The 16,219-nt window shown below is 62.8% G+C and carries 16 protein-coding genes; 11 read left to right on the plus strand and 5 right to left on the minus strand.

All coding sequences use genetic code 11. The features are described 5' to 3' along the window. Positions 1-180: 180 nt before the first annotated feature. Entirely contained in the window at positions 181-2,355 is a 2,175-nt protein-coding gene (locus IEX64_RS21995) for a PKD domain-containing protein (protein ID WP_188823324.1), read from the plus strand. 75 nt (positions 2,356-2,430) lie between these two features. On the opposite strand, the gene IEX64_RS22000 is transcribed toward IEX64_RS21995, so the two are convergent. Next, complete coding sequence (locus IEX64_RS22000; protein WP_188823326.1) at positions 2,431-3,306, minus strand: LysR family transcriptional regulator; 876 nt, start codon at positions 3,304-3,306, stop codon at positions 2,431-2,433. A gap of 122 nt (positions 3,307-3,428) precedes the next feature. Here IEX64_RS22000 and IEX64_RS22005 point away from each other — a divergent pair, with 122 nt between their 5' ends. From IEX64_RS22005 to IEX64_RS22030, 6 genes are all read left to right on the plus strand, one after another. After that, the gene (locus IEX64_RS22005; protein ID WP_188823328.1) at positions 3,429-3,848 is read left to right on the plus strand and encodes an EthD domain-containing protein; all 420 of its coding nucleotides are present in this window, start codon (positions 3,429-3,431) and stop codon (positions 3,846-3,848) included. Positions 3,849-3,852: 4 nt separating this feature from the next. Next, complete coding sequence (locus IEX64_RS22010; RefSeq protein WP_188823330.1) at positions 3,853-4,893, plus strand: pyridoxamine 5'-phosphate oxidase family protein; 1,041 nt, start codon at positions 3,853-3,855, stop codon at positions 4,891-4,893. 15 nt (positions 4,894-4,908) lie between these two features. Then, positions 4,909-5,733, plus strand: coding sequence for a TauD/TfdA dioxygenase family protein (locus tag IEX64_RS22015; RefSeq protein ID WP_188823332.1), 825 nt, complete (start codon positions 4,909-4,911; stop codon positions 5,731-5,733). Between the two features lie 43 nt (positions 5,734-5,776). Then, positions 5,777-6,946 (plus strand): FAS1-like dehydratase domain-containing protein, encoded by a 1,170-nt coding sequence (locus tag IEX64_RS22020; RefSeq protein WP_188823334.1) that lies wholly within the window; start codon positions 5,777-5,779, stop codon positions 6,944-6,946. Between the two features lie 75 nt (positions 6,947-7,021). After that, a complete protein-coding gene (locus tag IEX64_RS22025) occupies positions 7,022-7,786 on the plus strand; it encodes an SDR family NAD(P)-dependent oxidoreductase (RefSeq protein WP_229710644.1) in 765 nt (254 codons plus the stop codon). Positions 7,787-7,882: 96 nt separating this feature from the next. After that, a complete protein-coding gene (locus tag IEX64_RS22030) occupies positions 7,883-9,094 on the plus strand; it encodes an MFS transporter (RefSeq protein ID WP_188823336.1) in 1,212 nt (403 codons plus the stop codon). 53 nt (positions 9,095-9,147) lie between these two features. On the opposite strand, the gene IEX64_RS22035 is transcribed toward IEX64_RS22030, so the two are convergent. Then, on the minus strand, positions 9,148-10,026 hold the full coding sequence (locus IEX64_RS22035; RefSeq protein WP_188823338.1) for an AraC family transcriptional regulator: 879 nt from the start codon (positions 10,024-10,026) through the stop codon (positions 9,148-9,150). Positions 10,027-10,267: 241 nt separating this feature from the next. On the opposite strand from IEX64_RS22035, the gene IEX64_RS22040 reads away from it, so the two are divergent. Continuing rightward, entirely contained in the window at positions 10,268-10,603 is a 336-nt protein-coding gene (locus IEX64_RS22040) for a YybH family protein (protein WP_188823340.1), read from the plus strand. A gap of 18 nt (positions 10,604-10,621) precedes the next feature. Here IEX64_RS22040 and IEX64_RS22045 read toward each other — a convergent pair whose 3' ends face one another. From IEX64_RS22045 to IEX64_RS22055, 3 genes are all read right to left on the minus strand, one after another. After that, on the minus strand, positions 10,622-11,083 hold the full coding sequence (locus IEX64_RS22045) for a pyridoxamine 5'-phosphate oxidase family protein (RefSeq protein WP_188823342.1): 462 nt from the start codon (positions 11,081-11,083) through the stop codon (positions 10,622-10,624). 15 nt (positions 11,084-11,098) lie between these two features. After that, positions 11,099-11,809 (minus strand): enoyl-CoA hydratase/isomerase family protein, encoded by a 711-nt coding sequence (locus tag IEX64_RS22050; protein WP_188823344.1) that lies wholly within the window; start codon positions 11,807-11,809, stop codon positions 11,099-11,101. Positions 11,810-11,880: 71 nt separating this feature from the next. After that, positions 11,881-12,717, minus strand: coding sequence for an NAD(P)-dependent oxidoreductase (locus IEX64_RS22055; protein WP_188823346.1), 837 nt, complete (start codon positions 12,715-12,717; stop codon positions 11,881-11,883). Between the two features lie 210 nt (positions 12,718-12,927). On the opposite strand from IEX64_RS22055, the gene IEX64_RS22060 reads away from it, so the two are divergent. From IEX64_RS22060 to IEX64_RS22070, 3 genes are read left to right on the plus strand one after another with little or no spacing between them, the layout of a single operon-like run. Next, positions 12,928-14,064 carry a serine hydrolase domain-containing protein gene (locus IEX64_RS22060; protein ID WP_188823348.1) on the plus strand — a complete coding sequence of 379 codons (1,137 nt, stop codon included), beginning with the start codon at positions 12,928-12,930 and terminating at the stop codon, positions 14,062-14,064. Continuing rightward, complete coding sequence (locus IEX64_RS22065; protein ID WP_188823350.1) at positions 14,064-15,662, plus strand: GMC family oxidoreductase; 1,599 nt, start codon at positions 14,064-14,066, stop codon at positions 15,660-15,662. The genes IEX64_RS22060 and IEX64_RS22065 overlap by 1 nt, the downstream gene beginning before the upstream one ends. After that, positions 15,652-16,188 carry a hypothetical protein gene (locus tag IEX64_RS22070; protein ID WP_188823352.1) on the plus strand — a complete coding sequence of 179 codons (537 nt, stop codon included), beginning with the start codon at positions 15,652-15,654 and terminating at the stop codon, positions 16,186-16,188. The genes IEX64_RS22065 and IEX64_RS22070 overlap by 11 nt, the downstream gene beginning before the upstream one ends. The last annotated feature ends 31 nt before the right edge of the window (positions 16,189-16,219 follow it).

The following is a 16,219-nucleotide window of genomic DNA, read 5'->3' on the forward strand; positions in this document are numbered from 1 at the left end:
CAGCCATGGCGCCAGAGGCAGTTTTACACTAACAAATCACACGGACCACTCAGCGGGGGCCGATCAAGAGCAGTTTCCGGCACCTTTGACAGCTTCGTTAGCCCGCTCGGCGACGCCAAAATTCATTAGCCCGTTGCAAACCCAGCCGCTTTGGTCAAGCGTCGGCCAAACTATGCAGGTATGAACCGCGCAAAACGGGAGATAGAAATGAAGAAGTCATGCAGATTCTTTCCGCGCGAGCTTGGATTGGCCATAGCGGCAACAATGTGTGCCTACACCGACACCAGCCTGCAAGCGCAAGACGGTACTGCCGTCGCTGTGGGGCAGCGGCATGACGATACCGATCGGGCAGAACCGCTCTTTTCTCAGCCCTATATCGACATCGATGAATGGCGCAGTACACCGGCGCGGCATCGCTATGTCCACGGGGGCTTCAAGGGGACCGAAGCGCGCTTCTCGTTTTACCTTCCTGCGCCGGACAAGTACCAGGGACGCTTCTTTCAATACATCACTCCCGTTCCGGACAGCGAAAACCTCTCCCAGGGGCTGACCGGCGAGGAAGATCGCATCGGCTTCGCGCTGGATAGCGGGGCTTATTTCGTGGAAACGAACAGCGGGGGCCGGAGCGCCGCCGCGATGCCAGGCCAGCGCGGCGACCCCACGATCGGCGCGTTCAGGGCGAATGCGGCAGCCGCGCAATTCTCCCGCGTCGTCGCCGAACAGATGTATGGCGGCAAACGGCCTTACGGTTACGCGTTCGGCGGCAGCGGCGGCGCCTTTCGCACATTGGCTGGCATGGAAAATACGAGGGGCGTCTGGGACGGTGCTGTCCCCTATGTCGTCGGCTCTCCCATGGCTCTGCCCAATCTATTCACGGCACGAATGTTGGGATTGCGCGTGTTGGCGCCCGTCTTCCCACAAATTGTCGATGCCATTGACGCAGGCGGCAGCGGTGATCCCTACAAGGATCTTTCGCCCGAGCAAGCCGCCACTTTGAAGGAAGTCACGCGGCTCGGTTTCCCCCCGGCAGGATGGTTCAACTACAAAAAGTTGGGAATGCATGCCTATGCCGTGATCTATCCCGTAACCCGGGCGCTTGATCCAGCCTATTTCAAGGAATTCTGGACGACACCCGGCTACGACGGATATGCGCCTCCGCCGTCTCTGATCGACGCCAGGGTGAGGCTCGGCACAACGGTTGCGTCAATCGTGACCGCAGGCGAAGCCGCACGGATGAATCTACCTGGATTACGCCAGGCGGGTGAAGCCAAAGGCCTGGCGGACAACGGATGGAAAGCGCACCAGCCTTCGACGCCTGTAGCTGTTCGCCTGATGAAGGCCCCGGGCAAAGACGTCATGGGTGGAGATTTCATCGTCGACAGCGGTGCCGCAGCCGGCAAAAAGGCCATGATACTGAATTGCATCGGCGACATCGTACTGCTTGGCCAGGGCGGGGAGGAAATTGTTTCCAAACTGGCCGCTGGTGACGCGGTACGGGTCGACAATACCGACTTTCTTGCATCGGAGACCTATCATCGCCATCAGGTTCCGCCGGGCGACCAGTTCCCGGAATGGGATCAGTACCGCGGACCGGATGGCAAACCGCTCTACCCGCAAAGGCCGATGATACTGGGGCCGCTGCTGGCCCGTGGCGCGACCGGCACTGATCAGACGGGCGAGTTCTCGGGCAAGATGATCATGCTGGAAAACCTGTACGATACCGAAGCATTCCCTTGGCAGGGTGACTGGTATCGTCAACGCGTCCGTGAAAACCTGGGGACGGCGACAAATGATCACTACCGCTTGTGGATGAACGATCACGCCAACCACGGCGATTCCACAAGACAACTCTATCCCAACCACACGGTGAGTTACATCGGCATTCTGCAGCAGGCGTTGCGCGACCTTGCCGCATGGGTCGAGGACGGAACCGACCCTGCCCAGACCACGAACTACCAGCTCGTCGATGGTCAGATTGTGGTGCCCGCCACGGCAGAGGCGCGCCGTGGAATCCAGCCGGTGGTCTCGTTGACCGGAACGGATGGACAGAAGGCTATCGAGGCGCAGACCGGCAAGACCGCCGTCATGACAGGCACGATCGCGGTGCCTCCCGGGACGGGCAAAGTGGTGTCGGCGGAATGGGATTTTGACGACACCGGCACGTTCCCCGTGCGATCTGACCTCAGCAAGGCCAAGGATCACGGCGACAATGTCACGGTGACGATGACACACGTGTTTTCGAAGCCGGGAACCTATTTCGTCACGCTTCGGGTCGCCTCGCAGCGCGAAGGGAACGTGCAAACGCCCTTTGCGCGGATACAGAATCTCGATCGCGTTCGCGTCATCGTGCGATGATTCCCAAGATCAAACCGGCGGCCCGATCTTGACCGGGCGCCGCTCATAGCAAAGGTCCCGCTTCGATTGCTCACATCAGCGCTGCGCGAGCAGCACGCCGATGTGAGCAATCGCGTTCTTGGCAAGGGGCGATAGAATTCGTCCCTTAAGCGCCGCGTAGTAGATCGGGTTTCTGGCAGGGAGGAAGCCCGGAATATCGAGTTCGCACAGCCGGCCTTCAGCGAGTTCGCCCGCAACAAACGCGCGGGTGCAGATGCAAACCAGATCCGTTCGCAGGACCACGTCGCGCAAGATATGGTAGTTGTCGCACAAGAGCCGCGTCGGATTGAGAAGCTCGCCCATCACGCGCGGTTCGACCGAGCTGGCCCAGGGATAGGCGGACAGGTCCGCGCTTGTCAGGTTGGCGCGGCCGGAAAGCGGGTGCCCCTTTCGAACCACGCAGATCGGATGGAACTCACCGATCGATACGACTTCGATCTCTGGCCCGGTATCCACTTGCGTCTCGGCAAAGAGAAAGAACTCGATCCTGTCTTCCTTCAGCTGGTCCAGCAGGCTCGGCCCGGATCTGATCGAGACCTGCAGCTCGACCTCGTCGTTGCCGACGAGAATGTTCTGCGAAAGATCCGCCAGCAACTGGCTCGCCAGCAGCGGCGGGATACCAATCCGGAGGGTGCCTGCCTTGCCCGAAGCCAGCAGTGCTGCATTGCGTTCGAACACACGCATGGATTGCAGCAGCGGCTCCGCCTGCGCCAGGATCTGCGCGCCGGCAGCGGTGGGTTCGACGCCATGACCGATACGATTGAAGATCGGAAAGCCGTAGCGGCTCTCCAGCAAGGCGATGCTGCGACTCAGCGCAGGCTGGCTGATGTGCAATTCCTCGGCCGCACGCGAGATATTTCCCCAACGCGCGACAGCGGCGAGTTGCTGCAATTTAGTGAGTGAAACCGTCATACCTAATCTGCATGGTGATGAAGAAAAATGTCATTGGACGGCATGATGATCCTGTGATTAGTCCGATGCAAGGACCGCGTACGCCGCTCTCGAGCGTGCACGCAGGAGCCGTGGAGAGAACGATGCTGAAACAGATCTGCTTCTTCCGGAAGCGTCCCGACATGACGATGGAAGAATTCCTGGACTACTACGAGAACCACCATTCCAAGCTCGGCCAGAAGATCGGCAAGCCCAGCATTCCCAATGCCGTGCGCTATGTCCGGCGCTATCTGGAACCGGTGAAGAACCCGGTCACCGGCGAGATTCACGATTCCGGCTACGACTGCATCATGGAAATCTGGTGGAACTGCCGCGAGGACTTCGAACGGTCGCAGGCCATCGTCGCCGATCCCGAGCGCCTGCCCTTCACCAAGGCGGACGAGGAACACCTGTTCGCCACGCATGCCAATCCGATCTGCCTCGTCACCGAAGAGTGCGATTCCCCGATTGGGCCCAATGGCGAAATCTACGACTGGGTTCCGGTCGTGCGGCAAGGAGCCTGAAACCGTGAGCAGCCTGCATGACCTGCCGCAGCACATCTTCCGCATGATCGAATCCGGCGTGGTGGCCGAATTCGCGACGATGACCGCCAAAGGCGCGCCGATCGACACCCCGACGTACTATTTCCCTGCCGACGACATGGCGACGATCGATCTGGCGACTGGCGTCCCCAATCCGGCGAAGGCCGAACGTGCCCGGCGCAATTCGAAAGTTGGCCTCCTCATCGAAGGCAGGCCGGAGGAGCCGGTCGTGGTGATCCGCGCGCATGCCGCAGTGCGCGACAGCGACATCCAGTCGAATGCGATCCGCTACCTTGCGGAGACCGGCTGGCAGGGCGTCAGCCACGGCATCACGTGGGAGCAGGCGCGGCTTGCCGTGACCTACTGGTCCCGGATCATCATCGAGAATACCCCCGAACGGATTTACTGGTGGGACAATCACGCCGCGCTGGATGGCCCGCCCAAGGTCTGGAATGCGGCGCCCGGCACCGTCTGGCCCCAGTCGGACCCTGCCCCCGAGGCGCCGGTCAGCCCGGGCAACTGGACGCCCCGCCCCTGGCAGGACGTCGCGGCGGACGCGATCGCCACCGGCCATCCCGCACACCTGAGCGTGGTGGATAGCGACGGTTATCCCCTGCCGATGCGCGCGCGATCTGTCGAACTGGTGGACGAAGGGTTCCGCATCGCCGTGCCCAAAGGCGTGCCATGGGCCTTTGCCGGGCCGGCCTGCGTCACTTTCGCCGGTTTCCGGACCCTGGTAGGCGTAGCCGAAGCGCAAGGCGACACCGTGCTGTTCCGGGCCGAGCGGGCCTTGCCGCAGCATCCCTCGACGCTGGACACCAAGCAGGTTCTCCAGCCCAGCGAAGCCACGCTGGCCAAGACACGTTCACGGCTGGAGGCCGAAATGGCCCGGCGCGGCCAGCCGCTGCCGGCAATCCCGGAAGAGGCTCCCGAGCGCACGCGCATCGCCAGGATCCGTCTGGCCCGGATCGCCAGCGATGCGCCGATTACCGGCCTCACGGCCGAGCACGGCAACCGTTCAACCTGACCGCGAGAGGCACCCATGAAAGTCGAACACGCCAAGCCAAAGGTCGGCAGCATCGTTTCCATCGATCGCGGCGATTTCCTGTCCGGCCGCCATGCCGGGGAAATCCAGCGTTTGCTGGTGGAGCGCAGCGCGCTGGTGTTTCCGGGGATGCACCTGACCGACGAGGAGCAACTGCAGTTCGCCCGCACCATCGGCGAGGTGCATCTCGTCGGCGGGGACAAGGAACTTCAGAACATCTCGATGGACCCGGAGATCAACCCCGTTGCCGACTATACGCGCGGGGCCTTCTACTGGCACATCGACGGGGCCAATGACCCGGTGCCCGCCAAGGCGACCATGCTTTCGGCGCGCGTTCTGCCTGCCGCGAACGAGGGCGGCGGGACCTCGGTCGCCAATACCTATGCGGCCTATGCGGACCTTCCCGCGGCCCGCAAGCAGGCGCTGGAAGGCATTTGCGTGCGCCACGCGCTCGAGGCGTCGCAACGCTACATCAATCCCGCGCCCGCGCTTGCGGAACTGAAGCGCTGGCAATCCTATCCCGTGCAGACGCACCCGCTGGTCTGGCACCACCGACACGGACAGGCCTCGCTCCTGCTGGGCAACACCTGCCACTACGTCGAGGACATGGACATTGCCGAGGGCAATCTGCTGCTGTGCGAACTCATGGAGTGGTCCACGCAGGGCCAGTACGTCTTCACGCATGACTGGCGCGAGGGCGACTTCCTGATCTTCGACAACACCGGCACCATGCACCGGGCCGAACCCTATCCGCTCGACAGCAAGCGGCTGATGCGCCGCACGACCCTGGTGGGCGAGGAGCCGGTCACGGCGGCTGCCTGACCCGGCCCTTCCCCCCTATTCCCATTCAGCAAGGACAGCCCACGTGAGTTCCACGATTCTCGACTGCTCGGACATCGACCAGTACCTCGGCAAGGCGATCACTTCGTCGCGTTTGCGCGATCCGATCGCCAACAACGACATTCGCCGCTGGGCCCATGCCATGCACTACCCCAACTTACTGCACTACGATCCGACCTTTGCGGAGGAGAGCCGCTGGGGCCGGATCGTAGGATCGCAAAGCTTTGCCTGCGCGATCGACGACGGGATGGGGACGTCCCCGGCCTGCGTCGGGGGCATCCCCAATTCGCACCTGCTGTTCGGCGGGGAGGAATGGTGGTTCGAGGATCGCCGCATCGCCGCCGGCGACTGGGTACACAACGAACGCATTCCCTTCGACTATGTGGTGAAGGAAACCCGGCTCGCGGGGCCCACCTGCTTTCAGCGTGGCGACAATTTCTACACCAACCAGCATGGCCAGTTGCTGGCCAAGCAGCGCTCGACCGCGATCCGCTACAATGCAGCGGCCGGCGGGGCCAACGTCAACAAGGACGAGTTCGACGAGCCGGAATGGACAGACCAGGAGATCGAGGCGCTCGAGGAGCGCAAGCTCGGCTGGATCAGGATGCTGCGGGCGCTGGGCCACAAGGAGCGCTGGTGGGACGATGTGAAGATCGGCGACCAGTTGCCCGAACGCGTGTTCGGCCCGCACTCGGTGGCCAGCTTCACCACCGAATGGCGCGCGTGGATCATCAACACCTGGGGCGCCGTGCAAGTCCGCAAGATCGACATGATCGCACTCGGCTTCACCCCCGAGATGGCCGGCTGCGAGAACGATCCCGACATGCTTCTCGAAAACCCCGAGATTACCGACGGCGCCTATTACGGCCCCTCGCGCGGGCACCTGTTCCCGAAATATGCGCGCAAGATCGGCATGCCGCGCGCTTATGGCTACGGCGGCGCAATGGGGGCCTGGGTGATCGACTTCATGTCGGGCTGGGCCGGCGAACATGGCATGGTCGTCCACTCGGTCGCCAATTTTCGCGGCCCTGCGCTCTCGGGCGATGTGACAATCCAGACCGCTAAAGTGGTGGACAAGTCGGTCGACGAGAAAGGGCGTCACCTCGTTCACGTCCGGCACTTGATGGCAAATCAGAAAGGCACAACAATGGCGACCGGCACCGCCGAGATCGCCCTGCCGAAACGCCCGGGATGAGGCGTCGCATCGCATAGGAAGTCATTTCACGGGCCGCACGAATGCAACGCCGGCCGCACGGAGAGGAAGACAAGAATGAAGATGATTCCAGCACCGCTCAATGGCAAAGTCGCCGTCGTTACCGGCGGCGGCTCAGGCATGGGCCGTTCGATCGCAGAACGCTTTGCCCGTGACGGCGCCATGGTCGCGGTTTGGGACATCAATGGCGACGGCGCCGCTGAGACCGCCAAGGCCATCACCGATGTCGGCGATACGGCCATCGCCATCGCTGTAGACTGCGCCGACGAGGCCGCGATAAAGGCCGCAGCGGACGAGACTCGCGCGGCCTTCGGTGCGATCAGTATCCTGGTCAACAACGCGGGCATCGGCCCTCACGTGAAGTACTTCGATCAGGACATGGCGATGTGGAACGAGATCATCCGCATCAACCTGACCGGCCCGCACCTGTGCATCCGCGAAATGCTGCCCGCGATGCTGGAGGCCCAATGGGGCCGCATCATCAACATCACCTCGTCCTCGACCCAGAGCGGCTCGCCCAGTCAGGCACATTATGTCGCCACCAAGGGCGGCCTGCTCGGTCTCACCAAGGCCCTCGCCCTGGAATTCGGCAAGAGCGGCGTCACGTTCAACATGGTGCCGCCGGGCTCCATCGATACGCCTATGCTCCGCCGGGCGACCAACCTCGACATGGAAAGTTTCGCCAAGACGATCCCGGTGGGACGGCTGGGAACCGGGGAAGACATCGCCGCTGCCTGCGCCTACCTTGCCTCGCCCGATGCCAGCTACATCACCGGCCAGACCATCAGCGTCAACGGCGGACGGTACATGGGATCGGCCTGAGCTTGCTACGCTTCCCTTGCCCCAGGGGCAGGGAAGCGCATTGATCAACAGACGCCGCGTTGCCGCCGCGGGAACAATCGGAAGAACCATCACCCCATGCGCTACCTGTCGGAAATTCTTGCAGCGTGGCGCCCCCTTGCCGCAGCAACGCTGGGCATGGGCACCGGCATGTCGATCGCGGGAACCATTACCAGTGCCATCGGGCCCACGCTGGTCGCGGATGCCGGCTGGACCAAGTCCCAGTTTGCGATGATCGGCATGCTGGGCCTGCTGACGGCGCTGTCGATGCCGTTCGTCGGCCGGCTCGCCGACGTTCTCGGGGTCAAGCTGACAGCCACGATCGGGCTGATCACGATGCCGCTTGCCCTTCTCGGCTACTCGCTGACCGGCGGCTCGTATGCGGTCTATCTTGCCGTGTTCGTCGTCCAGAGCATCGTCTGCGTCACCACGACCGCCACCGTTTACACGCGGCTGGTGATCCAGCACGTGGAACACGCAAGGGGCCTGGCACTGGCCATCGTCGCGTGCGGGCCCGCCGTGTTCAGCGCGGTGGGCGGCCCGGTGGTGAACGATTACGTGGAAACGCACGGGTGGGTCGCGGCCTATCAGGCACTTGCCCTGTTCGTTGCGGCAACCGGCGTCATCACCTTCCTGCTGATCCCTTCAGGGCGAACGCACGCCCTGGCAGCGGTGCAGCCCAAGCGGCGCGCCCGCGACGACTACCCGGAAATCTTCGGGACCCGCGCCTTCTGGATCCTGCTGGCCTCGATGTACTTGTGCAACCTGCCGCTCACGTTGATCCTGGTGCAGCTCAAGATGCTGGTGCTCGACAACGGAATTTCCGGCGAAGGCGCATCGATCATGTTCACCGCGCTGGCCATGGGCATGTTGCTGGGCCGTTTCGGCGCAGGCCTCGCGCTGGACCGCTTCGCACCGCACGTCGTCTCGTTCGTCACCCTTGGCCTACCCGCGCTCGGCCTGTTCGTCCTGGCGTCGGACTACGACGCTGCGCCGGTGGTGACCGCCGCGATCTTCTTCCTTGGCTTCGCCGTGGGCGCCGAAGGCGACATTCTGTCATTCCTGGTAGCGCGCCATTTCCGCACTGCGATCTATTCAAGCGTGCTCGGACTGCTCATAGCGGTGAGCTCGGTCGCGGCGGCATCGGGCGCCATGTTCCTGAGCTGGTCGCTCGCACGCTCCGGCAGCTTCAATCCGTTCCTCATCCTGACAGGCTCCGCCGTCATTCTCGGCGCCCTGCTGCTGCTCCTGCTGGGCAGGTCTCATGGAGCGACTGCCGAATCCGCCTAGTGTCAGAGCATCATCGAGCGTCAGGAGATACGGCACCGGTTGCTGACCTGCGGTTAATGCGCATTTCGCTTGGCCCGAAAGCTTCGCGGGTTTTCTCCGATCGCGCGGCGAAACGCGGTTGAAAAGGACGTTGCAGTGGCAAAGCCGACCTGAGCAGCTATTTCGCCAACCGGCAAGTCGGTGTCCTGCAATAACACCTTCGCCCGTTCCAGTGTCAGTTCCTGTATGAAGGCGCCAACGGTCCGGCCAGTCTCCTCCCGGAATGCCCGCATCAGCTGACGCCGGCTCAGGCCGCATAGCCCGGCAAGTTCCGAGAGTGTCGGCAGCGTACCTCCTTCACGGATGCGCGCTTCGATCGTTCGCAGCCGCCAGGGCGAGAGGCCCCCTTTACGAGTGGTATTAGCTTCCACCTGTTGCAGGACGCGAAGCGTCTCCGCCAGCAGCGTGATACCCAAGCCTTCGATCATCAGTTCGGATGCAAAGCCGGGCTCGTGTACTTCGCGGGCCATGCGAAGCAGCAGATCGCGCAAGCGATCGAACGGCATGTTCATGCAGGTCCGCCACACGGCGGCACCATCTGCGCTGATCCTCAGCTCGTCCTGAAGTTGCTCGTCAGCCGACATCTCGACAAAGAGCGTGCGCTGGCTGCCCGGACCGCCCTTAGCCAGATAACGCTGCCCCGCGGGAAGAAAAAAGAGTTCTCCGACCGGCTGGTAACCGCCGTCCATGCCTTCGAAGCGACCTCGCGCACTGGCTGGCCTGCCGGTCAGGCTGAGATTGAAGAAATAGGAATCAGCCGAGTACCATTGTCCTGCCACCGGTTCGTCGCGCTCCTGAACGACAAGGCTGGCGGAAATCGTCGAAGAAGAAATCCGCAGCTCTTCCAGTTCAGCGCTCTGCCCCGCCTGCAGGTGCAGCAAGCTGTAACCCATGCCTCCAGAATTTTCCGATCTCGCCCACATAACAATGCCATTTTTCGCGCACTCGCGGATTCTAGCGCCGATATTGCGCTAAGTCTCCGATATATTCTCAATGCCGTGATCGCGCCATCCTTTTGCCAAAGTGCCGAGAAACCTGGCCAGCATTTGATTGCGCGCCGGGTGCTTTCTAAGGGTCCGCTCTCGCCATCGAGAATTCGCTAGCGAGGAAATCAGGGATTGCAGAGGACCTTGTATGAACCCCACAGACCTTGCCGACCGCTACTTCGCCTGTATCCGGGAGAAGAACATCGATGGCCTGGCGGCACTTTACGAGGATGACGCGACCTTCATCCTACCGGACGGCCGCGCGTTCGAAGGGAAATCGGCCATCCGCGAAATGCACCTTGACGTCTTCGCTGCCGGATCGCCCGTGCCTTCTCCTATCAACAAGGTTGTGGGGCAGAATTCCATAGCCGTGGAGATCGAGGCGCGGCTTCCCGACGGGACTATTCGAAACACAGCAAACTTCTACGAGCTTTCCAGTGCCGGGCGCATCCGGCGCCTCTCGGTTTACATGCGCGGCGGCTGATCCGTCTCCCTTTCTTGCTCAGGCCTGCGCCAGTTTGCGATGGTCCCAGCTGATGACCTTGTCTGGTCGAACGACGACGACCACCCGCTTGCGGATCATGGTTTCAACGTGGCTTGCCAGTGCTGCCGCATCCAGATCCGGCGTATTGCGCTTGATGACCAGGCTCATGAGCTCCACGAGACGGGGGCCGCTGTCGACGATCTCTGCCCTGCCCTGAATTGAGACGCCGCGCAGCTGATCATACACCTCACCTGTTTCGCACAGAACGGCGATACGTGGGTCGCGCCGAAGGTTCACCACCTTCTGGGATGAACCATAAGTCTCGAAAATGATCATTCCCTCGTGATTGGCAAACCATAATGCCGTGAGGTGAGGCGCTCCGTCTCGGTCGAGAGTGGACACGACGAGTGTTTTCGAAACCCGGAGGAAGTCGCCGATTTCTTCGTCGGTCATGCGAATCTTGTCTCGCAGCTTAGCCATCGTGTTCTCCTATCGTCAGTTACGGGTCCGATTGGCGAAACGGGCCGCACCTTGCAGAGCGTCGTCCGAAACCGCGATCTCCATTGCCAGTTCCCGCTCCAGATCGAGCGCGGCGGCCAGCCCCAGACTTGCGCCGCTCGTCACGGATCGCCGGATCATACGCTGCGCAAGACCTGCCCCGTTTGGCATCCTCCCGGCCAATGCAATTGCTGCAGCCAATGGATCGGGATCGACGAGGTTGACCAATCCTGTGCGCAGGGCTTCCTCAGCGTCCACACTTTCGCCAGTCAGCATCATCTGGAGTGCCCGGGCGCGCCCTACCAGCGCCGGAAGGAGCTGCGTTCCCCCATACGAAGGCACGAGACTGTGCCTGATCTCAGGCATGCAGAACTTCGCTCGAGGCGCTGCTGTCCGGAACGTGCAGGCCATGGCGAGCTCCAGACCGCCGCCATATGCGAGGCCATTGAGTGCCGCGATGCTCGGCTGGCGAAATTCGGCCAGACGCAAGATCAGATCGTGCATGCGCCGTATGCGGCTGTCCGCAAAGGAGCGGGTGTCGCCGCCATGTTGGTCCTCGCCACTGATGTCCGACCCGGCGCAAAACCCTCGGCCTGCACCGGTTAAAATTAGCGCGCTGGCATCGCTGGTTTCAATCTTGTGAAGCGCGATGTCGATTTCGTCCAACATGGTGGTGGTAATCGCGTTGAGTTTTTCAGGCCGGTTCAACGTGATCACTCCAGCCGATCCAACTTGGGCAACCTTAATCGTTTCCATTTTGACGGGCCCTGCCGAACTGGTCAGCGACGTTCATCCGCAGCCCGCATCACGCGTGCGAGCATGGCGTTGCACGAGGCCTGCAAGGCCGACATGGCGGGATGGTCCGGCGGCGCGAGTTCAGCCGCGTGGATCACGTCCTTCGCCAGAAGCGCATGGATGTCGTCGAGGTATTCAGCAGTTGCGCCCTCACGCCAGCCGACCAGGCCGGACACGGCCTGCAAGGCGAAGCCGCGCGCCGAACCGATCATCAGGGCTTCGCGAAGCTGCTCGCGGTCGAATTCCAGCTCGACGCCAAGATCGAGAATCGCCGCTGCCATCCCATAGTTGGCGATCGACACCAGGTTGTTGAGCAGCTTGCCTTCGAGGCCGCGCCCCACCGGGCCGAGCCAGGCGGTAGTGCCGATCGCATCGAGAAACGGACGGGCTTTTTCGACCACGGCTTCATCGCCGCCGACAAACAGCGAGAGTTTGCCCTCGATCGCCGCAGGGCCGCCACCGGAAACGCCCACATCAATGAAGCCGACCGCATGTCCTGCCGCCTGTTCGGCCAGCCGCCGTGCAAGGTTGGGGGCCACCGTCGAGTTGAGAATGAACGTGCTGCCTGCCCCCATGGCGGCGAAGATAGCGCCTTCACCGATCAACTCCTCAAGCTGCGCGTCGGTCCGGACGCAAACGCCGAGGACATCAACGCCGCGCGCCGCCTCTATCGGGTTCGGCTCGCGGCGGGTGCCGGGTTCGTCAAAAGCCGCAAGCGCCTGCGGCGAGACATCGCAGCCCGTGACGTTGAAGCCGCTGCGCGCCAGTCGCCGCGCGATGGGAGCCCCCATGGAGCCCAGCCCGATGAAGCCGATTTTCATTCGTTGATCTCCGAACCGGGGAGTGAAGAAAGCACCTTGATTAGGCCGACAGTCGCGATTGGCCATCGCGCGAAAGGTCAATGCGGCACTCTCGAAAAGGTTCGGCGCGCTTGCGAAAGAGTTTGCCATGGCGTGCCCGGCTTCCACCGTTACCTGCATGATGCACGGCCATTGCCGGTGGCATCGATGTGGTAATAACGAGAGGAAATCATGGACCTGGAGAATCACGCAAACCGTGCGGTGCGCGAAGTCCTTCAGCGGATGGTCGCCAATGGCGACGAGATCGGCGTGCAGGTGGCAGCCTATCTGCATGGCGAGAAGATCGTCGACGCGTGGGCCGGCATGGCCGATCCCGCGACGGAACGGGCCGTCGATGGCGACACCTTGTTCAACGTCTATTCCGTCACCAAAGGGGTCGCCGCAACGGCGCTGCATGTCCAGGCAGAGCGGGGCTTCGTCGACTACGATAGCCCGGTGGCGCGCTATTGGCCCGAATATGGTGCTCACGGCAAAGAGGCCGTCACGGTGCGCGATGCCTTGTCGCATCGCACCGGAACGCCGCAGATGCCGGCGGGCGCGACGCCGGATTCGATCTGCGATTGGGACGCAACCTGCGCCGGCCTTGCCGCGCTGGAACCGATCTTTCCGGTGGGCGAGCCCGCCTACCAGGCGGTCTCGTTCGGCTGGGTGATCGGCGAAATCGTGCGGCGCACCGATCCCGAAGGACGCAGCTTCCGCGATTTCGTCCAGCAGGAAATCTGCGCGCCTTACGGTATCGACGATCTCTGGATTGGTATCCCCGACGAGGTCGAGCCGCGCATCGCCAGGCTGATCGATGACCTTGGCCAGAAAGCGCCGCCGCCCGGAACCGCACTTGAAAAGGCCATGCCGTTCGAAATCCGGCTGGCGCCCGACGTCTTCGAACTGCCGCAGGTCCGCCGTGCGACGCTGGCCGGCGTCGGCGGCATTTTCACCGCGCGCAGCCTCGCCCGGTTCTACGCGATTCTCGCCAACGGCGGCACGTTGGACGGCAAGCGGCTGCTTTCTGCTGAACGGGTCGAGATGTGCTGCCATCTGCGTCCGGGCGGCACCCTGCCCGATCCGGTGTTCTTCGGCATGCCTATGCCGCTGGGCGAAGGCGGCTACTGGATGTACGACGGGCAATCGCCGCTCACGCTGGCCTTCGGCTCGGAAAGCGCCATCGGCAACCCCGGCGCCGGGGGCTCGCTGGCTTGGGCCGATCCGCGCACGGGACTGGCGGTTGCCTACTGCCACAACCGGATGAGCGCTTTTGACGGTGCAAGTCTGGTGGGCAATGCCATCCGTTCGGCACTCGGGATCGACTGATGCGGCCCGCATACGATTATATCATCGTCGGAGCCGGGGCGGCAGGATGCGTACTGGCCAACCGGCTGAGCGAAGACCCCGCAGTCAGCGTCTGCCTGATCGAGGCAGGTGGCTCCGATCGCCATCCCTATATCACTATGCCGCGCGGCGTCGCCAAGATCATGCGGATGCCGGCCTACGTCTATTTCCACCTGACCAATCCCGAGCCTCGCACGGCCATGCGCCCGGATTACTGGGTGCGCGGCAAGGTGCTGGGCGGGTCAACCTCGGTCAACGGCATGGTCTGGGTGAAGGGGCAGCCTGCGGATTACGACGTGCTGGCAACCCGGGCGGGGACACAGTGGGGCTGGGCCAGTTTCGCGCGGGCCTATGAAGCCATCGAAGGCCATGAACTTGGCCCCGCGCCCAGCCGCGGCGGCAAAGGGCCCCTCCGCATCTCGATCTCACCGGAGCGTAACGCCCTGACGGAAGCGATGAAAGCAGCCGGCGTCAAAATGGGCTGGCGCTTCAAGGCGGACGTCAACGAACCTGACGATGGTGTCGGCATTGGCTATATGCCCCGCTCCATCTGGAAGGGCAGACGGCAAAGCGCCGCTGTCGCATTCCTGCGTCCGGCGATGAAGCGCCCCAACCTTACCGTCATCACCGGCGCCACGACCGATCGGGTCGTGTTCGCCGGCAAGCGAGCCAGTGGCGTCGAATTTCTGAAGGATGGCGCGCGCCAACAGATCGACGCAAGGCGTGAAGTGCTCATCTGTGCCGGAGCGATTGGGAGCCCCGCGATCCTAGAGCGTTCCGGTGTGGGCGATCCGGCACTGCTTGCCAGCCTCGATATTCCCCTTGTCCACGCCCAGCCGGCAGTCGGCGAGGAGACGAGCGAGCATCGCTGCATGCGTATGCAGTGGCGCTTGAGCAAGCCGGTATCGTTCAATCTCAAGTATCGCGGCTTGCCGCTAGTCGCTTCGGTACTGCGGTATTATCTGTTGCGCGACGGCCCCATGTCCGGTTCGTCGATGGAAATGCGCGCGGCCTTCAAGAGCCGGCCGGATGTTGATGTGGCCGACATCCAGGTTCAGCTCGGCCTGTATAGCTGGGATTTGCAGAAGCCCGGCAGCGAGCTGGAGCGGCAGCACGGTTTCAGTACCATTGCCTACGGCATGGTGCCGTCATCGCGCGGTTCGATCCACATCACCTCGCGCGATCCCGGCCAACAACCCGCGATCGTGACCAACTACTATGCGACCGGACATGATCGTGACGTCATCGTCAGTTGCGCGCGCCAGATGCGGGAATGGGCAGCGCAGGAACCTTTGGCGGGCCTGATCGAACGCGAAACCACGCCGGGGCCTACCGCGCAAACCGATGCCGAACTGCTCGAATCGATCGATCAGCTCGGTGTCGCCGGGTTGCACACCGTCGGCAGCTGCCGGATGGGCATGGACGAGGGCTCGGTGGTTGATCCCGACCTGCGGGTGCGCGGCGTCGAAGGACTGAGGGTTGTCGATGCTTCGGTCTTCCCGGTCATCCCCGCCGGCAACACGCAGGCGCCCGTTATTGCACTTGGCTGGCTGGCATCGGAGATCATTCGTGGCAGATGACACTTCCCTCGCGCGCGCTGCGCAGCAGCGCCCGGGCATCCTGGCCGCAGGATTGCTGGTCGCCGGGGTTGTCCCGTTCATGGCAGGCCTGCTGGGCCTCTACGCTCTGCTGGGTGTGGGTATGCCCTATGTCGGCTTTTTCTTCCTGCTCTACTGGGCGGGAATCCTGCATCAGGACTTGTCCGAGTTCCTTCCTGCACTGATGGGGGCGGCTGGCGGTCTGGCCCTGGGCTGGCTGCTGCTCACGCTTCCGGTCGCACATGGACTTGCAGGACAGGCGGCGGCCGGCTTGATCCTGGCTGCCATCCTGTTCTGTTTCATGCGCGGGCATCTGAGAATGCTGTGCAACAATGCAATGATGCTGTTCCTGATCGTCGGCACGATTCCCGACCTTCATGCCGATAAGACGATCGCGCAGATGTTGGCCTCACTCGCCGTCGGCGCGGGCTATATGGGAGCCATTGCCATTCTGATTCACGGACTTCGCGCGGTTATCGCCAGACGGAATGAGAACACAGGGCAGTAGCCGTACCGCCAATGGGCCAGGCTATCGGACA

Origin of the sequence: Novosphingobium indicum (assembly GCF_014645195.1) — a bacterium.
GTDB classification, from domain to species: domain Bacteria; phylum Pseudomonadota; class Alphaproteobacteria; order Sphingomonadales; family Sphingomonadaceae; genus Novosphingobium; species Novosphingobium indicum.